Here is an 18,865-nt window from a genome sequence, read left to right on the forward strand (position 1 = left end):
GGAGCGCTCTCGCGCTAGGCCTTGCGCCGTGCGGGCTGCAGGGCGGGCTGCAGCTTGCCGGGCGCCTGCTCCCCTGCCGGCAGGGGCTGGAGGAACGTCCAGATCAGCAGCAGGCCGTACGCGACGCTGGCGAGGCCCATCCACACGTACTTGTCGTCGTCCCAGATCGGCATTCGCGTGATCGCGTGGGTGCCGATCGCCAGGAGGATCAGCCAGAGCCCCATCTCCCGCCGCTTCTCCATGAGGAAGGCGCCCGGGATCATGAACGCGTAGTAGTAGCAGGTGAGCTCGGTGGCGGCCGGGATCATCACCACGCCGCAGAGGGCGGCCGCGACCCAGGCGGGCTCGTCGCGGCTGGTGCGCCACACGCCCCAGAGGAAGATCAGGTTCAGCGCCAGGAAGAGCCACTTGAGCTGGTGGTAGTTGTCCAGCCGCGTCTCCTTCCAGGTCTTGAACGGATCCTCCTGGCTCGCGTCCTTCAGATTCTTGGCGTTCGACCAGGGCCGCCACGAGAGGACCGTGCGCAGGCCCATGTGGTTGGTGAGCGGCGTCTCGGCGTGCTTCTCGGTGTTCGCGGCGAACTCCGAGTAGACCTCGAGGCCCCCCCTGGCCACCACGAGGGAGGCGGGGACCAGCAGCGAGGTCGCCACCAGGGCGCCGACCACGATCCGCTTGTGCTCCGCCGGGAAGGCCTTGTCCTTGAACCACCGCCAGCCGCCCTGGATCGCCGGCCCCAGCGCGAAGAAGATCGGGAAGAGCCGGAAGGCCGCGCCGGCGGCCAGGAGCGCGCCGCCCGTGGCCGGTTTCTTCTTCTTGAGGAAGCAGATCCCGAGCACCGACCAGGCGAGGTAGTCGTAGCGGAGGAAGGCGCCGCCGTTCCAATAGAAGCGCGAAGGGAAGTTCAGGGCGAAGAAGGTCGCGGAGACCGCGAAGACCTCCAGGCCGAAGGCCCACCAGATCCCCGCGAACATCGCCACCAGCAGCAGCGGATCCAGCAGCGCCAGGACGACCATGCTCGTGTCGCTGGCCGGTCCCACCAGGTTGGCGAGGAGCGATCCGCCGATGTTCCACCAGGGCGTGCCGTTGTAGCCGTGATCCTTCTGGGAGTCGGCCCAGCGGGATCCCAGGCGGCCGATGAAGAAGGAGATGTCCTTCTTGAACGCCGTCCAACGCGCCTCGGTGAAGTGCTCCTTGCAGCGCTCGGGGTGGGCGAGGATGTCCTCGGTGGAGCCGATGAGGTTGGTGTGGGCGATGTCGCGCATGTTGCGCTTCTCGACCAACGACCGGCGCCCCATCTCCACCTCGGCGATGGCGCTGCACTCGTAGAGGCGCGCGAACCGGAGCTCGGGGAAGTACTTGGCGCCGATGTAGTAGTGGTAGTGCTCCCACACGTGGACGAAGTTCCCGCCGTGGAACTTGCCGTAGTTGAACCAGCCGAAGACGCCGAGGATCCCGAGGAGGCCGATCGCGAAGCGGCGCTCCTTACGCCACTTCTTGCCCTTGCCCGCGTCCGCCAGGTTCCAGCTCCAGACCAGAAGGGCGACCAGCAGCGCGGCGAAGGTGAGCTTGAGGACGTTCGCCTTGCCCTCGGTGTAGTCGAAGAGGCTCGGCGGGTCGGGAGGCTTGCGAACGTTCGCGAGCTGGCGCGCGAGCGTCGGCGATGCCGGCTCGCTGCGCTGCTCGAACGAGGCGGGCGGGATCGCGCGCGGCTGCGTCTCGTCCACCGCGGAAGTGGGCGCGAGCGCCGGGTTCGGGAGTACCGCCTGCTGCGCGGCCGGGGAGGAGGGCTCCTCCGCCGGGGCCTGCGGAGCGAAGAAAACGACCGTTGAGCAGGCCATCGCCTGGAGGAGGTTGCGGATCATCGGGCGAATCCTAGCGTTTTTTCCCGGAGATGGGGCCATTCGAGCGAGCGGGCGTGCGCCCCGCGGGTGGGGACGGTACGCCAGCGCGCTCCCGTTCGCTCCCGGGGACGCGAGAGATCAACGGCCCTTCGCGTTCGCGATGAGCTGCTCCAGCCAGGGCACCAGCCCCTCCCGGAGCTCCGGCCGCTTCATCGCGTAGGCCACGTTCGCCTTGATATAGCCGAGGCGATCGCCGGCGTCGTAGCGCTTGCCCTCGAAGCAGTAGCCCACGAGGCCGCCCTCGGCGGCGAGCATGGCGAGGGCGTCGGTGAGCTGGATCTCCCCGCCGACCCCTGGCTTGGTGTTCTCGAGGAGCTCGAAGATCCGGCCCGGGAGCACGTAACGCCCGATCACCGCGAGGTTCGAGGGAGGGCTCGCCTTCGGCTTCTCGACCATGTGGTCGATCGCCATCGTGCGGCTGTCGAGCATCTGGCCGGCGGCGATCCCATAGAGGTGGGTCTCTTCCGGCGGGACCTCCATCAAGGCCACGACGCCCTTGCCCGTGCGCTCATGGCACTCGATGAGCTGCCGGATCCCCGGGACCTCGGCGTCGATGATGTCGTCGCCGAGGATCACGGCGAAAGGCTCGTCGTTGATCACGGACTTGGCCTGGAGGACCGCGTGGCCCAGGCCGAGGGGCTCCTGCTGGCGCACCGAGACGATCGAGGCCATCGCGCTGATCGCGCGGATGGCGTCCCGCTCCTTGTGCTTCCCCCTCGCGACCAGCGTCTCCTCGAGCTCGGGCGTGAGGTCGAAGTGGTCCAGCATCGACCCCTTCCCCCTCGCGGTGATCAGGATCACGCTCTCGATCCCGGCATCCGCAGCCTCTCCCACGATGTACTGCAGGGTCGGCGTGTCGACGATGGGGAGGAGCTCCTTGGGCACCGCCTTGGTCGCCGGAAGAAACCTCGTCCCGAGCCCCGCCGCCGGGACCACGCACTTGCGTACCTTCCTACCGCCCCGCTCCATCGATCCCCTCCCAAGGTGGCTTTTCGCGGAATCGGAACGATCCCGCCACCGTGCCGGAAGGCGCACCCTAGTCGCCGAAACGTAGGCCAGGCAAGCGCTCGCATGCCCTCCGGCGTCGTCCGCGAGGCGTTCCGACGAACCTTCACCGGGGCGTCCCGTTGGGGTCGCAGTCGCGCCCGCGGGCCGTCACCGGAGCGGCCCGCGCCTCTTTCGGGTCGGACGTCCGAGTCGGCTGCTATGGTGCGCCCGTGCTCCTCGAGGTTGCCGTCGGCGCGCCGGTGCGCGGAACGTTTACGTACGAAGCGGACGACGACGCCCGCCTCGAGCCGGGTCAGCGCCTCGTCGTGCCCTTCGGCAGGCGGCGCGCCATCGGCTTCTACCTGGGCCCCGCCCAGGCCGCGCCCGAAGGCAAGGTGCGCCGGATCGAGCAGGCCCTGGACGGCGAGACCCTCTTCTCGCCGGACCTCCTCTCGCTGATCCGCTTCGCGGCGGACTACTACCTCTACCCGCTCGGCGAGGCCCTCCGCTCGGCGCTCCCGCCGGATCTCGGCCGCGTGGACCGGCAGCCCGCGACCGAGCGGGCGCCCGCCATCGAGACGGTCTCGCTCATCCAGCCGGCAGAGGTGTGGAAGGCGGCGCTTGGCCGATCGAGGAGCCAGGCCGCGCTGGCCGCCCACCTGGAGGCCCGTGGAGGCAGCGCCCGCCTCGAGGAGCTCAAGGTCGCGGTCAAGGACGCCCCCGCCCTCGTGCGCAAGCTGGCCGCCAAGGGGATCCTGGCCTTGCACGCCGCGGACGGCGGCGCGCCGGACTCGCCCTTCTCAGGAGGCCAGGCGCCGCGGCCCTCCGACGACCAGGCCCGCGCCATCGAGACCATCACGGCGTCGCTGGGCCGCTTCGAGACCTTCCTCCTCCACGGCGTCACGGGCTCCGGAAAGACGGAGGTCTACCTCCGGATCATCTCCGAGGTGCGGGAGCGCGGCGGCGGCGCGCTCGTCCTGGTGCCGGAGATCGCGCTCACGCCCCAGCTCGCGGGCCGGTTCCGCGCCCGCTTCGGCTCCCAGGTCGCGGTCCTGCACAGCGGCCTCTCGGATCGCGAGCGCACCCGCGAGCATAGCCGCCTTCGGAACGGCGAGGCGACGATCGCGGTGGGGGTCCGCTCCGCCGTCTTCGCGCCGGTCCCTTCGCTCGGGGTGGTCATCGTCGACGAGGAGCACGAGCCCTCCTTCAAACAGGAGGAGAAGCTGCGCTACAACGCGCGGGATCTCGCGGTCTACCGGGCGCGCCTGAACCAGACACCCTGCGTGCTTGGCTCCGCGACGCCTTCGCTCGAGAGCCTCGCCAATGCCCGCGAGGGGCGATACCGGCTCGTCGAGCTGCCCGAGCGGATCGACTCGCGGCCGCTGCCGACGGTGGAGCTCGTGGACCTCTCCGCCGCCCGGCGCACGCGCAACGAGGCCCCCACGGAGCCGCGAGACGAGCTCGAGCTCCTGGGCCCGCGCCTCTCCCTCGCCCTCGAGGAGACCCTCGCCTCCGGGAAGCAGGCCATCCTCTTCCTCAACCGCCGCGGGCACGCCTCCCTCGTGCTCTGCGGCGCCTGCGGCGAGAGCGCGCGCTGTCCCGACTGCGACGTGGCGCTCACCCATCATCTTTCTCGTGGCGGCGAGCTCCGCTGCCACTACTGCGACTTCCGCACGCCGAAGCCCGCGGGCTGCCCTTCGTGCAAGGGCGAGCTCCTGGTGATCGGCGCAGGCACCGAGCGCGTCGAGCGCGAGCTCGCCAAGCGATTCCCCGACGCCCGCACCCTGCGCCTCGACCGCGACGCGGTGGGCAGCACCGCCGAGCTCACCCGGATCCTCGCCGCCTTCGCGAAAGGTGAGGCCGACGTGCTGGTGGGGACGCAGATGGTGGCGAAGGGCCACGACTTCCCGGGCGTCACGCTCGTCGGCGTGATCCTCGCGGACATCGGCCTGGGCATGCCCGACTTCCGCGCCTCCGAGCGGACCTTCCAGCTCCTCGCCCAGGTGGCGGGGCGGGCCGGCCGGGGCCGCGACCCCGGCCGCGTGCTCATCCAGAGCTTCCACCCGTCCGCCAGCGCGATCGCCTGTGTGGAGGGGCACGATTTCCCGCGCTTCGCCGCTGGCGAGCTCGAGCGCCGCCGTGAGCTCGGCTACCCGCCCTTCTCTCGAGCCCTCGCCGTCCGGATCGAGGGCGAGGATTCCGCCGAGGCGGAGAGGACCGGGCGCCGCCTCGCCGAGGCCGCCAAGCGCTGGGCGTTCCCCGGCATGAAGCTCCTGGGACCGGCGCCCGCCCCGATCGCCAGGCTCCGCGGCCGCAGCCGGTTCCAACTCCTCCTGCTCGCCCAGGGTCCCGGCCCCCTCCAGGCCCTGGGCCGGCGGCTGGTCGACGTGGCCCAGACCGCGCCGAACGGCGTCAAGGTCGCGTTCGACATGGATCCGCTCTCGATGCTCTGACGTCTCGGCCGGAACCGAACGCGAAAGCGGGCGGCCCACGTGTTCCGTCCGACGGTTGCGGCGGTCCACGTCCCCGATTATCTTTTCTCGGGCCGCGAAGATTCTTGGCTGCGGCATGTTATTAGAGCGCCATGGTTCGCGAAATCCTCATCTGGCCCGATCCCCGCCTGAAGGAAAAGGCGCTCCCCGTTTCGACGGTCGACGACTCGATTCGAGCTCTCATCGACGACATGTTCGAGACGATGTACGCCGCCGACGGCGTGGGCCTGGCCGCTCCCCAGATCGGCGTGCTCCAGCGCGTGATCGTCACCGACACTTCGCCGGGTCACGAGGGCGCGAAGCCCCTCGCCCTCATCAACCCGGAGATCCTCTCCCGCGACGGGACGCTCAAGTGGCGCGAAGGCTGCCTCTCGGTGCCCGACGAGTCGGAAGACGTCATCCGTGCCGCCCACGTCCGGGTCCGCTTCCTCGATCGCGATGGCGTCGAGCAGGAGATCGAAGCCACCGGGATGACGGCTGTTTGCCTCCAGCACGAGTGCGATCACCTCGACGGCGTGGTCTTCGTCGACCATCTGTCGACGCTGAAGCGCGAGCTCATCCGCAAGCGGATGAAGCGCCTCAAGCGGGATCGCACCGCCGACGACGTCGCGGACGTTCGGGCCTAAGCATTTCGACTACATGCCCCGGGGCTGGAACCCGCCACGGGGCAGCGGAACCGACTGCAGAGACTACGTTTCCGCGTCGACGCCGCGCTTCGGGCAGAGGTCGGCCACGACGCAGCGGGAGCAGGCTGGCTTGCGCGCGTCACAGCAGCGCCGGCCGTGCCACACCAGGAGCTGGTGCCCCTTTCCCCAAAGCTCGGGCGGCAGCGTCCGCTGCATCTCCTCCTCCACCTTGTCCGGATCCGACTGCTTGGTGAACCCCAGCCTGCGGGCGAGCCTGCCGACGTGGGTATCCACCGGGAAGGCCTGGCCGCCAAAGGCGTAGACGGCCACCACGCCGGCGGTCTTCCTTCCGACGCCAGGCAGCTCCTCGAGGGCCTCGCGCGTCCGGGGGAGCTCTCCGCCGAAGTCCGCCTCGATCCGCTGCATCGCGGCGACGATGTTCTTGGCCTTGTTCCGGTAGAGGCCGCAGCGCGAGATGTGGGGATGGAGGTCCTCCGGCTGGGCCGCCGCGTAGTCGGCCGCCGTCCGGAAGGCCGCGAAGAGCGAGGGCGTGCACCGGTTCACCATCGCGTCGGTGCACTGCGCCGAGAGCATCACCGCCACCAGCAGCTCGAGATCGTTCGCGAAATCGAGCTCGATCTTCGCGTCCGGCATCTCGCGGTCGAGCCGCGCGATCACCTCGATCGCCCTCTCCTTCTCGGCCCTGGAGATCGCTCGCGGCCGCTTTGCGCCACCCTTCGACTTCGTCCCTGTGCTCGTGCTCATTCTCGTCCGGAGGATAGCGGTTTCGTCCGCGGCGTGCCGTCGGGTACTACTTCAAGGATGACCGAACCGCTCATCGATCTCCGATCCGACACCGTCACCCGCCCCTCCGCCGAGATGCGCGAGGCGATGGCCCTCGCCGAGGTGGGCGACGACGTCTACGGAGAGGATCCCACCGTCCGCACCCTCGAGGCCCGCGTCGCCGAGCTGCTGGGCAAGGAGGCGGCGGTCTTCGTCCCCTCCGGCACCATGGCGAACCAGCTCGCGATCGGCGCCCAGGCCGGCCCTGGCGACGAGGTGATCGGCGAGGCCGGATCCCACGTCTTCGCCTTCGAGGGCGGCGCCCTCTCCGCCCTCTGGGGCGCGCAGGCCCGCACCCTCGAGGGAGAGCGCGGTCTCCTTCGCCCCGAGCAGGTGGAGGCCGCGATCCGGCCGACGGGGAACGACCACCTCCCGCTCTCCCGCCTCCTCAGCCTCGAGAACACGCACAACCGCGGCGGCGGGACCGTCTGGCCCATCGAACGGTTCCAGGCCGTCGCGGGCGCAGCGAGGAAGGCCGGTCTCGCTGTACATCTCGACGGCGCTCGGCTCTGGAACGCCTCGGTGGCCTCCGGCGTGCCTCTGTCACGGTACGCGTCCGAAGCGGACACCGTGAGCGTCTGCCTCTCCAAGGGTCTCGGCGCGCCTGCGGGCTCCCTCGTCGCAGCGAGCGCGGCCCTCTGCAGCAAGGTGCGCCGCCTGCGGAAGCGGCTGGGCGGCGGCATGCGGCAGGCCGGCGTCCTCGCCGCCGCGGGCCTCTACGCCCTCGACCACCACCTCGTGCGCCTCCACCTCGATCACGAGAACGCCCGACTCCTCGCCGATGCCCTCGAGAAGGTGCCCGGCCTCCGCGTCGATCCGGTGGAGACGAACCTCGTCTTCGTCGATCTGCCGGCAGGGACCGACGGCGCCGGCGTCCTCTCGCGGCTACGTGAGAAGGGTGTGCTCGCCGGGAGCGACGGCGCGAGCCGCCTGCGCCTGGTCACCCACCTCGACGTCGATCGCGACCGATGCATGGCCGCTGCGGCCGCCCTCGCGGCCTGCCTCTGAGAGCTTGTGAAGAATTCACAAGCTCTCGCGGAGCCGAAGGCGGAGCAGACGAAAAGAAGAGCGTTTCCGCGCGGAGCGCGGCTGAAGAAGTCGGGCCCGCTCGTGCGGGACCGATTTCTTCAAACGCTCTGAGGCGCGGGGCTGGACCCGCCCTACCCGACCCGCGTCGCTCGCGCCTCGAGCCATCGGGCGATCTGCGGATAGACCTCGCCCGGCGCCGCGCGGCCGAGCATCAGATCGCCGTGGCCGTAGTCGAACGAGGCGCCGAGCTCCTTGCCGAGGATGACCAGGGTCTTGTCTGCGCTGCCGAGGCGGCGGTGGGCGTCCTCCATGCATCGCGGCGGCGCCATCTTGTCGCTGGATCCGCCCATCACGAGGACCGGCGCCGTGAAGGCACCCATCGCGCTTCGATAATCCTGGCTCTTGTCCAAGGAGCGAAACGCGTCGTTCGAGACCCAGTCGTCGAACTGCCGGGCGACACCAGCGCTGATGTCTTCGAAGGCCCACGCTTGCAGCCGACGCACCAGCCTCCCGTCCATGCTCTGCGGGGCGATCGCGATCTCGGAGAACGGCAGATTGAAGTGCCCCATGAAGGGCGCGATCATGTGGGTGACGAAGCGCTGCGGCACCCGCGACGAGCGGGCGAGCCACTTCCCGAGCCTGGCGACGCTCCGGAGATAGGGCTGGTTGCTGAACGAGGAGGGTGACGCGACGGCCACCACGCCTCCCGCGAGGATCCTCTCGTACGGACCGCCTCCCAAGGCGTACGCCAGCATCCCTCCCATCGAGTGCCCGACCCACTGCACCTTCGGGACGCTGGTGGACGCCGTCACGTGGTCGAGCACCGCGGGGACGTCGAAGCGCAGGTAGTCGTCGAAGGAGAAGCCCCAGCGCAGGGGGTTGAAGGCCGTCGGCCGGTCGCTCCCGTCGTGTCCACGGAGGCTCACCACCCAGCAGTCGCGCCCCTCCGCGGCGAGGGCCTGCGCGAGGCCGTAGGGCGGATCCCAATCGAGGTTGTAGTGGTTCGCGCCAAGGCCATGGCAGAGGACCACGGGCTCCGCGTAGCGCTTGTCCCCCTTCGGGAGATAGCGCCGGATCCCGATCCGCCAGCCGTCGGCGGTGCGCACCGTGTGGACCTCGTCCGGCACGTCCTTGGGGCTCAGGTACCCGCGCCAGAACCAGTGGTGCGCCCATCCCAGGAGCACCAGGGCCAGGGATGCCGCGACGAGGATCAATGCGAGGATCAGGGCGTGCTCCTTCCAGGCCGGACCCTCTTTCGCCGTGCAGTCGGCCATCCGCACGGCGGTCCGGTCGCCCGTGCGTCCACGAGCGCCCGAGGCGCTCCCGCGCCCATTTGCCCACCGCTCCGCTCTCAAGGGGCGAAGTGGAGAACGCGCGGCGCCACCGCCAGATGCTGCCCAGCCGACACGCCCGCGTCGAGCGAATCGGTGGAAGAACCGTCTCCACCTGGCAAAGCTTCGCGCACCAGCCTCCGTTCGGGAGCCACCGCCGGGTGGCAGCGTGGAGAGACCTTCGCCGCCCGCTTGGGCCGGATTCGCCGGATTCCGGTCACGCAGAGCCCACTTTAGACGACATCCAGAGGCGACCAGGCCATGCCGCGTCGCGGCATGCGGCTTGCTTTCTTCGGGGAAAAGGTGGTGGTATGGCCAGCTGGCCGGTGCCGCGGCGGTTCACAGTCCGGCCTTCGCATGGGGTGCTCCCAGATGATGCGTCCACGCAAGTGGCTCTACATCCTGCCGAACCTCTTCACGCTGAGCTCGGTCTTCTGCGGCCTCTACGCCATGAGCCTCGTCGCGGGTGAGCCCTCCGCGGAGAAGCTCTACGCGGCGGCGCTCGCGATCCTCTTCGGCATGCTCTTCGACGGGCTAGACGGCCGGGTGGCGCGGCTCACGAAGACCCAGTCCGACTTCGGCATGCAGCTCGACTCGCTCGCCGACGTGGTCACCTTCGGCGCTGCGCCCGCGCTGCTGGTGTGGAAGTGGGCCCTGGCGCCCCTGGGCTTCGTGGGGCTCTTCCTCGCGTTCGCCTTCGCCGCGTGCGGCGCGCTGCGCCTCGCCCGCTTCAACGTCCTCGAGATGAGGGGCAGCAAGGGGAGCTCGACCTTCTTCGTCGGCCTCCCCATCCCCCTCGCCGCGGGCGTCCTCGTCTCCCTCGTGATCGCGCACTACAAGGGCTTCGGCGGCGACGAAGTGCCCGTCTTGCCCGTCGCGGTGCTGGTCGCCCTGCTCTCGTACCTGATGGTCTCCACCGTCCGGTACCGGACCTTCAAGAAGATGAACCTCTCGCGGAAGACCGCGGGGATCTCCGCCTTCTTCGCCACCAGCGCCGTGGCCCTCACCCTCCAGTACCGGGCGAGCTTCACCCTCCTCGTCTTCGGCACGCTCTACGTCTGCGCCGGCATCGCCGAAGAGGTGATCTTCTTCCGCCGCCGCCGCGACGAGCGCCTCCTGGCTCGCGCCGCCGCCGACGGGCGCTCCACCATCGTCGATGAGGACGAGGAGAGCCCGGAGGACGAATAACGAAGGGCGCTCGCGTCGCGAGCGAGCGCGCTCTACTCTTCGTCTGCTCCGCCTTCGGCTCCGCGAGAGCTCGTGACCATCTTCACGGGCTCTCAGCCTCCGCCCGGGCTGCACCGACCATGGCACCCTCTCCCCTTCCGAAATCCGAGCCGCACCAGCCCTCCTCCGTGGCTCGAGGAGAAGGCCTGCCGAAGCACACCCTCTGGGATCGCTTCGCCATCGTCTGGAGCTCGGGCCTGGGCTCGGGCTACTTCCCCGTGGCGTCCGGCACCTTCGGGACCCTCGCCGCCCTGCCCTTCGCCTGGATGCTGTCGCGGATCGAGCCCTGGTGGGGCTGGGCCGCCTGCGTCGCGCTGTTCACGGCCGTCTCCGTCGTGACCGCCCACCGCGCAGGCCAGCTCCACGGCGTGGTGGACTCCAAGCGCATCGTCTCCGACGAGTTCGCCGGCCTCTTCATCACGGTGGGCCTGCTCCCGTTCACGTGGCAGGTCGCCGTTGCCGGCTTCTTCGTCTTCCGGGTCTTCGACATCGTCAAGCCCTGGCCCGCCTCCTACTTCGATCGCAAGGTGCACAACGGCTTTGGCGTCACCTTCGACGACGTCGTAGCAGGCGTCTACGCGCGCATCGTCCTCGAGGTCCTATGGCGCCTCGGCTGGCTCGGAGCGGCATAGGCACCTCCGAGGGGGATGCGATGCGGATCGAGATGCTGGCCACCGGCGACGAGCTCGTCTCCGGCGTCCTCGCGGACACCAACACCACCTGGTTCGGAGGCGCCCTCTTCTCGCTCGGCGAGAGGCTCGCCCGCACCACCGTGATCGGCGACCGCCTCGACGACCTCGTCTCCGCCCTCCGGGAGCTCGCGGCTCGGGCGGACCTGGTCGTGGTCTCCGGCGGGCTCGGCCCCACCCTGGACGACCTCACCGTCGACGGCGTCTGCGAGGCCTTCGACCTGCAGCCCGTGGTCGACTCCGAGCAGCTCGAGCGCATCCGGGCCCGCTTCCACGCCCTCGGTCGGACCCTGACGCCGAACAACGAGAGGCAGGCGCGGGTGCCGGACGGCGCGGAGGTCCTCGGAAACGAGTACGGGACCGCCACGGCCTTCGCCCTCGAAGTGGGCGAGCCTCACCGGACCCGCCCGGGGACCTGCGAGCTCTGGTTCCTGCCCGGCGTTCCGACCGAGCTCCAGGGGATCGTCGGCGACCGGCTCCTTCCCCGCCTCCGGCGACGGATCGAGGCCGAGGGCGTCCACCGCTGTGCCCGCGAGGTGCGCTGCTTCGGGATCCCCGAGTCGCACATGGATCAGGCGGTGGTCCCGCTCCTCGCCGCCCATCCCCATGTCCGCTACGGCACGCGCGTCCCGTTCCCGGATGCCCACGTCCGGCTCCTCGCCGAAGGGAGCACCGCCGACGAGGCCCAGCAGAGGTGCGACGCCATCGAGCGTGACGTTCGCGCGGCCCTCGGCGACGTCGTCTTCGGTGGCGAGGGCGAGACCCTCGCGGGCGCGACCCTCGCCGCACTCCGGCAGCGCGGCTGGACTGTGTGCTTCGCCGAATCGCTCACCGGAGGGCTCGCCTCCGCCGCCCTCGCGGCGGTGCCGGGCGCGAGCGACGTCCTCCTCGGCTCCTCGGTCACCTACGCCGAGTCGCTGAAGGAGCGCTGGCTCGACGTTCCGCAGGACCTCCTCGAGCGCCACGGTGCCGTGAGCGAGGCATGCGCCGTCGCCATGGCCGAGGGCGCCCTCGCCCGGAGCGGCGCCGACGTGGCGGTCTCCCTCACCGGCTTCGCCGGCCCGGACGCGGGAGACGACGCCCACCCAAGGGGCACGGTCTTCGCCGCGATCGCAGGGGGCGGTGGGCCGACCTCGGTCGTGCGCCAGCGCTTCCTCTTCGGCCGGAACGACGTCCGCCGGATAGCGGCCCACCTCGCCCTCGACCTCCTCCGCCGACGGGCCCTCGGCCTGCGCCTGCCCGGCTGATCCTGGATAATTCGTCCGCCGCCCCCAAGGGAGACGAGCCAAGCGCAGCCGGTCGGGGTACGATGGCGTCCGTGACGAAGCGTCTCCACACGCGGGTCGACAGCGGCATTCGCCTGGATGCGCACGGCCGGTTCTGGCACGACGACGAGCCGGTCCGGCATCCCGCGATCGTCCGAGCGTGGCATCAGGGGCTCGAGCGTGCCCCGGATGGTCGATACCTGCTCCGCTTTGGCCGCGATTGGGCCTACGTCACAATCGAGGACGCGCCGTACCAGGTGACGAGAGTGGTGCCCGAAGACGACCACCTCGATCTTCGGCTCTCCGACGAGAGCCGGGAGCCCCTCGATCCCGCTACGCTCGCCCGCTCTCGCGAGCAGGTGATCTACTGCCGCGTGAAGGGCGATCATCGGGCCCGTTTTTCCAGGCAGGCCCAAGCCGATCTCATTCCCTATCTCCGCGAGGACGGAGGCAGCTTCTTCGTTTCGTTCGGCGATCGCTCATGGGCGATCTCCGACGATCCCGGCTCGCCTCCTCCCAGACCCGAGGAGGGTCCGGCGCCTGCCGACAACGGCCCGCCGGTCCTTCGAACATGAGGATTCCCGCTCCGGCGGGGACGAACCCAGGATTTCCCCTGCATCCTTCGCGTGTTCCTTTCATGAATCCCTTGGCGGCCTCGACCAGGCGGACGCACGCGGCGAACCACTTCGCCCCTCGCGCCCTGGGCCTGCCGCCCCTACAGCGAGCGATCGCGGGCCCGCGCCATGAGCGCGCCTGCGCCGAAGCTCGCAGGACGAAATTCGTCCGAGGTTTTCTGCTTGCACCGATTCGAAACCGCCAGCGACGTCGCGGATTTTTCACCGACTCCCCCACCCCCTCCGACCACGCCCCGTCCTCCGGGGAGCCCACCGCTCCGCACACGCACGCGATCGGCGCTGACGAAGCCGGCGCCTCGTCCGACGCGGGCGGTGGCCGCCGACGCCGGCGAAGGGGACGGCGCGGAGGAAGAGGCCGTCGCAAGGACGGGGCGACGGAAGACACGCTCGCCGCCCACCAGGACGACCACGAGTCCGACGTCCACGATTCCGACGACGACGCGTCCGCCGACGCCCCGGAGACCAAAGCTCACGCTCCGTCCAAGGCCGCCACGTCGGTCCCGAGCGAGGCCGACTCTACGAGCGCCGTCGTCGAGGCCCCGCAGGCTGCTGGACGGCGTGCGCCCCCGAGCCCCAAGGATGCGCCCCCGGCGCGACGGGACGACGGACGGCGATCCGACGCTCCCGCCCAGGCGAATGGCGACGGCAGGCGAAATGGCGGCCCGTATACCCGGTCCGCCAAGCCCGGCGGCGCCGATGCGAGGCGGAACGGACAGGATCAGAACGGGCGGCCCGGGAAGGCGGACGGGAGAAACGGCGCCGCCGATCCGTCGAGGAACGGGAACCGGCCAGGGAACGCCGACCCCCGACGCGGAGGCGACCGCCGCGCTGCGGGTCCCGGCCAGGACGGCCGGAACGGAGATTCCCGCGGGCGGGCCCTTGATCCCCGGGCGAACGGCCGCAAGCGGCGGAGCACCCCCATGGAGAACGAACGTCGCCCGGGAGCCCAGCCTCCTTCAGCGACCGTCTGGGCGGGCTGGAGCGCCGCCCGCTACGGCACCACGACGGAAGAGGATTGATCTCGCCGGGCCTCCACGGCCCGACGAGTCATCGTTCGAGCCAGGCTACCAACGGGCAGCCGCGAACGCGCCGTGGAAGGTGATCGGGATCGGCTGATCGAAGTGCACGGTGGCGACCGGTCCTTCCTCGAGGCGCTGGCCATCGAGGACCGCCAGGTAGCTCGTGTCGCGCCCCCCGTCGTAGACCAGATCGAGCACCCAGGCGTCGTCCTCCGCCTCGCCCCGAGCGACCAGCATCGGCTCGCTCGGGATGTGCCCGTTTGGAACCAGCCACTCCGCGCTCCGCTCGCCTGCGAGGTCGATGCGGGTGACGCCGCGCAGGCGCTCGTTCCCGTCAAGGCGCTCGGTCTGGGCGAAGACAGTCCCGTACCGTCCGCCGGCGACCTGCGGAGCGATCTGCGGCAGCTCGCAGGCCACGTCGAAGAGCCGCGTCTCCGAGGCCTTTCCCGTCGCGAAGTCGAGGTGGAGGCGCGTCAGCAGGGGCGCCGTCCCGTCCGATCGGACGAGGTCGGTCTCGTCGAGGCCGAAGGTCGGTAGGCGGCAGATGTCGAGGCTCGGACCGCCTCCCTCTTCGAAGGCGTTGGCGATGTGCCAGGCCCAGAAGGGATCCAGCTCATAGGTCCGGGCGGCGTTCACGTCGTCCAGGGGGACGACGAAGAGCCGCGAGCCGAGCTCGGGCCGCCAGCGGAAGAGCTTGGTGATGTCGGCGAGGCCGGCCATCGCGCGGAGGAGGTTGAGCTCCACGGGACCGAGCAGGAGGAGGATGTGGCGCTCGGTGGCGATGAAGTCGTGCACCATGCTCTGCCACGGAGCCTCGAGGGTGCCGAGCTTCCGCGCCGGGCCCTCGTCGGGCAGCGCGAAGAGATCGATCTGCATCTTCCTGCCGTAGCGGAGCCCGAAGTTGAACGTGGTCCGGAGGGAGGCCACGCGGTGCGGGTGCGCCGAGAAGGCGCCGGGGATCACGCCGAGATCGGTGGCGTCCAGCGTCTCGAGCGTGTCCTGGTCCATCTCCTGCGGCAGCCCGCCCTCCATCAAGCCGAAGAGGCGGTCCTGCCAAAGGAACGCCGACGTGTTCCCGGTGCTCTTCGACGAGCCGCGCCGGGCGATGCGCATGCGATCGAGCCACGACGCCGACGAGTTGTAGAGGAATCGTCCGGCGGCTTCCTCGTCCCGGTAGCCCGCGCTCTCCACGATGCGCGTTGCTCCCAGCGCCATGCCGTCGCCGAAGCGCACCGCCGTGATCGCGCCGTCGGTCTCGAAGGCGTGGGCGACCGGCTTGCCGAAGCGCTCGAAGAGGCCCGGCCCCGCGCGAAAGAGCGTGCCGCGGAGCCCTTCTGGGAGCCTGCCTTCGACCCGGAGGGGCTCGAAGCCGTGGGGCCGGGAGAGGGAGCGGAGGAGGGGATTTCGGGGGCTCGCGGCGCGCATGGGGACCTCTTCGTAAGCAGCGGTGACATCCTTGTAAGTAAGTGATACTTACTTTGCAAGGGGGGACGGAGAGGAAGCGCCATGGCAAAGCAGGACAGGACACGCCCGTACCACCACGGAGACCTCAAACGTGCGCTCGTCGAGGCCAGCCTCGAGCTGCTGCGGGAGCAGGGCCTGGACACGCTGACCGTCGCGGAGGTCGGCCGCCGCGTCGGCGTCTCCTCCGCCGCGCCCTACAAGCACTTCGCCGACCGACACGCGCTCCTGCGCGCCGTCGCAGCCGAGGGCAACCGGCTCCTCAACGCGGCCATCCTCGAGACTGTCGGGAGCGCGGCCGATCCCGTCGAGGCCTTCCGCCTCTCCGGCGTGGCGTACATCCGATGGGCTGCGCAGAACCCGGCTCTCTACCGCCTCGCGACCGACCCCGCACTCCTCGACTACGGCGGCGCCCCTCCGCCGGATGCCAAGGCGCCCGAGGCGCTGCAGGGCTCACTCGACACCTTCTGGAGCCAGCTCGCCGAGCTCGTGCGCTCGGGGCGGGCCATCCCCGCCGGGCACCCGCTGATCGAGCAGCTGCGGGGACGAGCGCTGGCCCACGGCGTGGCGAGCCTCTTCGTGAGCGGCGTGTTCGACTCCATCGGCATCCCGATGGACGAGGCCGAGCGCATTGCGCGGGCCGTCACCGGAGAATTCGTGCCGGCCCGGCGTGAGCCTCGGAAAGCCTGAGCGAGACCCCGGGTAGGAGGCGGCGAGCGGTGGTAGTCGAGCCCCTTGTGCATGGGGTCTCCGTCGGCAACACTTCCAGGTGTAGCGGTTTCCCAGCGATGCACCGACATCCGGAGACACTGGTTTGCCTGACTCGAACGGCCTTCGCTCCTTCGCGTTTTTCGCGCTCCTGGCCGGCTCCATCGCGGCCTCTGCCCATGCCGCCACGCGAACGAGCGGGGCAGACGCGAAACGACCTCCTGGGCAGGTCGACATTGCGGCCCTCTTTGCACCGAGTCCGGAGTCGCTTCGGGATCATGCGAGAGCGATGAACGAGTTCGGCCTCGAGCTCTTTCGTGCCGCGAGGACCGACGAGAACGGAGCGATCTCGCCTCCGTCGATCGCCGCGGCGTTCTCGCTGGCAGTTCCCGGCGCGAATGGGACGACCCTCGCCGAGCTTCGCCGGGCCCTCCGCGTCGGGAGCGACGACGTGGCGTACATGCGCCTGGGCCACGAGCTGCTCCAGTCGATCTCCGACCGAGCGGAGCTAGAGGCTGCGAGCCGCGCCTTCGTCGACGATGACCTTTCACTGAAGGCCGAGTACGAGCGCACGATCGCATCCGCGGCCGGGATGTCGTTCGAGCGTCTGCCGATCTCCAGCGATCCGGAAGGCGCGCGGGTGCGGATCAACCGGTGGGTCGACCAGACGACGAAGGGGAAGATTCCGTCGCTCCTCCCGCCAGGGCTCGTGACCACAAGGACCCAGCTCGCCCTCGTCTCCGCGCTGAGCCTCTCCGGAAGTTGGATGCATCCGTTCAAGCTCGACGACACACGTCCCGGCCCCTTCCATCTGCTGACGGGCCAGACGATCGAGGTGCCGATGATGCACGCCCAACGCCGTGCGTCGTACGCCCGGGTGGATGGCGTGAAGCTCCTCGAGCTTCCCTTCCGCGGCGATCTATCGATGCTTTTCGTGCTGCCGGACGAAGGAGAGGACGATTCGACCGGATCAACTGGTTTGGGACTGGGTCAGCTGGGCCCGAGATCGTCAGCACCCACCCCTTCCACCCCGGCGAATCGCGTCGCACCCTCGCGCCCGGCGGCCAGCGCAAAGCCGGCAAAGACCCTGCGGCAGGTCGAGGATGCGCTGACGGTCGAGACCCTCGAAAGGTGGACCTCGCGGCTCTCCCGGAGCAACGTTTCGATCGCGATTCCACGATTCACCGTCGACGCGCCCCTGGACCTGAAGCCGCCGCTGATGTCGATGGGCATTCGGCGGGCCTTCAAAGAGGGAGAAGCGGATTTCAGCAAGCTCTCGGCGAAACGGCTGTACATCGAGCACGCCGTCCACCGGTCCTTCGTCCACGTCGACGAACGAGGCGTCGAAGCGGGCGCGGCGACGGCCCTCCTCTTTGGCAGCCGGGGCGCGACCCCCATGCCGTCGTTTCATGCCGATCAGCCGTTTCTCTTCCTCATCCGCGACCAGAAGACCCAGGCGATCCTCTTCATCGGCCGGGTGACCCACCCGCGCGACTGAGGAAAGCGACAAACGCCGTTCGCCGCGTCCTCACGGGATTGCGGCGAACGGCGTCCAGCGCCCAGCCACGAACCGACGGACGACTCAGGCGATGGCGGCGAGCGGAGCTTCGAGACCGCCGGCAGCGTCACCGCTCAGCCGGGCGACGAGCTCCGCCGCGATCTTCTCGCGGAGCTCGGGCTGGCGATCGAGGGTCTCGGCGGCGCGATCCCTCCCCTGCCCCAGGCGCTCGCCGTTGTAGACGTACCAGGCGCCGTTGCGGTCGACGAGGTTGACGCCGTCGCGGCTGGCGAGGTCGAGCACCTCCGCCGAGCGATTGATCCCGAAGGAATAGCGGATCTCGAGCTCGGCCTCTCCGAAGGGAGGCGCGACCTTGTTCTTCACCACCTTCACCCGCGCCTTGCTCGCCACGACCTTGTCGCCGTCCTTCACCTGACCGGCCCGGCGGACCTCCAAGCGCACCGAGCTGTAGAACTTCAGCGCGTGTCCGCCGGTCGTGGTCTCGGGGTTGCCGAACATCACGCCGATCTTCATCCGGATCTGGTTCACGAAGACGACCGTCGTCTTGCTCTTCGCGACCGCGGCAGTGAGCTTGCGGAGCGCCTGGCTCATCAGCCGCGCATGGAGCCCCACGTGGCTGTCGCCCATCTCGCCCTCGATCTCGGCGCGAGGGACGAGAGCGGCCACGGAGTCCACGACGATGAGATCCACGGAGCCCGAGCGGACGAGGGCGTCGGCGATCTCGAGGGCCTGCTCGCCGGAGTCCGGCTGTGAGACGAGCAGGTTCTCCAGGTTCACACCCAGACGGCGCGCGTACGACGGATCGAGCGCGTGCTCGGCGTCGATGAACGCCGCGATCCCCTTCTTCGCCTGGCACTGGGCGATCGCCGACAGGCATAGGGTGGTCTTTCCCGACGACTCGGCGCCGTAGATCTCCACGACCCTCCCGCGCGGCAGACCGCCGCAGCCGAGCGCGAGGTCGAGGCCGATGGAGCCCGTCGGAATCACCTCGATCGCCTGCTGGCTGCCCTCTCCCATCGCCATGATCGACCCCTCGCCGTACTGCTTTCGAATCCCACTCAGCGCCGCTGCGAGCGCCTTCGCCTTCTCGGACATCCGCTCCGCCACCTTCTCCAGCTTGCCCATCGCTCTCT

Annotated in this window: 15 protein-coding genes; 9 read left to right on the forward strand and 6 right to left on the reverse strand. The window is 69.9% G+C overall.

Going from position 1 to position 18,865, the window contains the following annotated elements; all coding sequences use genetic code 11:
* Positions 1-14 precede the first annotated feature (14 nt).
* Both AKJ08_RS10660 and galU read right to left on the reverse strand, forming a co-directional pair.
* Positions 15-1,862 carry a hypothetical protein gene (locus tag AKJ08_RS10660; RefSeq protein WP_050726053.1) on the reverse strand — a complete coding sequence of 616 codons (1,848 nt, stop codon included), beginning with the start codon at positions 1,860-1,862 and terminating at the stop codon, positions 15-17.
* A 117-nt stretch (positions 1,863-1,979) separates the two neighbouring features.
* Positions 1,980-2,870, reverse strand: coding sequence for a UTP--glucose-1-phosphate uridylyltransferase GalU (galU, locus tag AKJ08_RS10665; protein ID WP_050726054.1), 891 nt, complete (start codon positions 2,868-2,870; stop codon positions 1,980-1,982).
* Positions 2,871-3,118: 248 nt separating this feature from the next.
* On the opposite strand from galU, the gene priA reads away from it, so the two are divergent.
* Complete coding sequence (gene priA / locus AKJ08_RS10670; protein WP_050726055.1) at positions 3,119-5,341, forward strand: replication restart helicase PriA; 2,223 nt, start codon at positions 3,119-3,121, stop codon at positions 5,339-5,341.
* Between the two features lie 131 nt (positions 5,342-5,472).
* A complete protein-coding gene (def, locus tag AKJ08_RS10675; RefSeq protein ID WP_050726056.1) occupies positions 5,473-6,006 on the forward strand; it encodes a peptide deformylase in 534 nt (177 codons plus the stop codon).
* A 63-nt stretch (positions 6,007-6,069) separates the two neighbouring features.
* On the opposite strand, the gene nth is transcribed toward def, so the two are convergent.
* On the reverse strand, positions 6,070-6,771 hold the full coding sequence (gene nth / locus AKJ08_RS10680; RefSeq protein WP_050726057.1) for an endonuclease III: 702 nt from the start codon (positions 6,769-6,771) through the stop codon (positions 6,070-6,072).
* A gap of 57 nt (positions 6,772-6,828) precedes the next feature.
* Between nth and AKJ08_RS10685 the strand changes: the two genes are divergently transcribed.
* Positions 6,829-7,857, forward strand: coding sequence for a threonine aldolase family protein (locus tag AKJ08_RS10685; RefSeq protein ID WP_050726058.1), 1,029 nt, complete (start codon positions 6,829-6,831; stop codon positions 7,855-7,857).
* A gap of 152 nt (positions 7,858-8,009) precedes the next feature.
* Here the strand turns inward: AKJ08_RS10685 and AKJ08_RS10690 are convergent, their stop codons facing one another.
* Positions 8,010-9,152 (reverse strand): alpha/beta fold hydrolase, encoded by a 1,143-nt coding sequence (locus AKJ08_RS10690; protein ID WP_050726059.1) that lies wholly within the window; start codon positions 9,150-9,152, stop codon positions 8,010-8,012.
* 432 nt (positions 9,153-9,584) lie between these two features.
* On the opposite strand from AKJ08_RS10690, the gene pssA reads away from it, so the two are divergent.
* The 4 genes from pssA (at position 9,585) to AKJ08_RS10710 (ending at position 12,965) form a co-directional block, all read left to right on the forward strand.
* The gene (gene pssA, locus AKJ08_RS10695; RefSeq protein WP_050727527.1) at positions 9,585-10,397 is read left to right on the forward strand and encodes a CDP-diacylglycerol--serine O-phosphatidyltransferase; all 813 of its coding nucleotides are present in this window, start codon (positions 9,585-9,587) and stop codon (positions 10,395-10,397) included.
* Positions 10,398-10,564: 167 nt separating this feature from the next.
* On the forward strand, positions 10,565-11,068 hold the full coding sequence (locus AKJ08_RS10700; protein WP_205624710.1) for a phosphatidylglycerophosphatase A family protein: 504 nt from the start codon (positions 10,565-10,567) through the stop codon (positions 11,066-11,068).
* A gap of 20 nt (positions 11,069-11,088) precedes the next feature.
* Entirely contained in the window at positions 11,089-12,372 is a 1,284-nt protein-coding gene (locus tag AKJ08_RS10705; protein WP_169788803.1) for a CinA family nicotinamide mononucleotide deamidase-related protein, read from the forward strand.
* A 71-nt stretch (positions 12,373-12,443) separates the two neighbouring features.
* Positions 12,444-12,965: a DUF1285 domain-containing protein gene (locus AKJ08_RS10710; protein ID WP_169788804.1), complete on the forward strand. Its 522-nt coding sequence runs from the start codon at positions 12,444-12,446 to the stop codon at positions 12,963-12,965.
* 1,124 nt (positions 12,966-14,089) lie between these two features.
* On the opposite strand, the gene AKJ08_RS10720 is transcribed toward AKJ08_RS10710, so the two are convergent.
* Positions 14,090-15,469: a carotenoid oxygenase family protein gene (locus AKJ08_RS10720; RefSeq protein ID WP_050726063.1), complete on the reverse strand. Its 1,380-nt coding sequence runs from the start codon at positions 15,467-15,469 to the stop codon at positions 14,090-14,092.
* An 81-nt stretch (positions 15,470-15,550) separates the two neighbouring features.
* Between AKJ08_RS10720 and AKJ08_RS10725 the strand changes: the two genes are divergently transcribed.
* Together AKJ08_RS10725 and AKJ08_RS10730 are read left to right on the forward strand one after the other, a co-directional pair.
* Entirely contained in the window at positions 15,551-16,195 is a 645-nt protein-coding gene (locus tag AKJ08_RS10725; protein WP_050726064.1) for a TetR/AcrR family transcriptional regulator, read from the forward strand.
* Positions 16,196-16,502: 307 nt separating this feature from the next.
* Positions 16,503-17,711, forward strand: a complete 1,209-nt coding sequence (locus AKJ08_RS10730) for a serpin family protein (protein WP_050726065.1) — start codon at positions 16,503-16,505, stop codon at positions 17,709-17,711.
* A gap of 84 nt (positions 17,712-17,795) precedes the next feature.
* Here AKJ08_RS10730 and recA read toward each other — a convergent pair whose 3' ends face one another.
* Entirely contained in the window at positions 17,796-18,857 is a 1,062-nt protein-coding gene (recA, locus tag AKJ08_RS10735; protein ID WP_205624711.1) for a recombinase RecA, read from the reverse strand.
* Positions 18,858-18,865 lie beyond the last annotated feature (8 nt).

It is taken from the genome of Vulgatibacter incomptus (assembly GCF_001263175.1).
GTDB classification, from domain to species: Bacteria; Myxococcota; Myxococcia; order Myxococcales; family Vulgatibacteraceae; genus Vulgatibacter; species Vulgatibacter incomptus.

Excerpts from the sequence above, each read along its gene's own strand:
- AKJ08_RS10660 (WP_050726053.1), bottom strand. The coding sequence starts at position 1,862 with ATGATCCGCAACCTCCTCCAGGCGATGGCCTGCTCAACGGTCGTTTTC.
- galU (WP_050726054.1), bottom strand. The coding sequence starts at position 2,870 with ATGGAGCGGGGCGGTAGGAAGGTACGCAAGTGCGTGGTCCCGGCGGCG.
- def (WP_050726056.1), top strand. The coding sequence starts at position 5,473 with ATGGTTCGCGAAATCCTCATCTGGCCCGATCCCCGCCTGAAGGAAAAG.
- nth (WP_050726057.1), bottom strand. The coding sequence starts at position 6,771 with ATGAGCACGAGCACAGGGACGAAGTCGAAGGGTGGCGCAAAGCGGCCG.
- AKJ08_RS10685 (WP_050726058.1), top strand. The coding sequence starts at position 6,829 with ATGACCGAACCGCTCATCGATCTCCGATCCGACACCGTCACCCGCCCC.
- AKJ08_RS10690 (WP_050726059.1), bottom strand. The coding sequence starts at position 9,152 with ATGGCCGACTGCACGGCGAAAGAGGGTCCGGCCTGGAAGGAGCACGCC.
- pssA (WP_050727527.1), top strand. The coding sequence starts at position 9,585 with ATGCGTCCACGCAAGTGGCTCTACATCCTGCCGAACCTCTTCACGCTG.
- AKJ08_RS10705 (WP_169788803.1), top strand. The coding sequence starts at position 11,089 with ATGCGGATCGAGATGCTGGCCACCGGCGACGAGCTCGTCTCCGGCGTC.
- AKJ08_RS10720 (WP_050726063.1), bottom strand. The coding sequence starts at position 15,469 with ATGCGCGCCGCGAGCCCCCGAAATCCCCTCCTCCGCTCCCTCTCCCGG.
- AKJ08_RS10725 (WP_050726064.1), top strand. The coding sequence starts at position 15,551 with ATGGCAAAGCAGGACAGGACACGCCCGTACCACCACGGAGACCTCAAA.
- AKJ08_RS10730 (WP_050726065.1), top strand. The coding sequence starts at position 16,503 with ATGAACGAGTTCGGCCTCGAGCTCTTTCGTGCCGCGAGGACCGACGAG.
- recA (WP_205624711.1), bottom strand. The coding sequence starts at position 18,857 with ATGGGCAAGCTGGAGAAGGTGGCGGAGCGGATGTCCGAGAAGGCGAAG.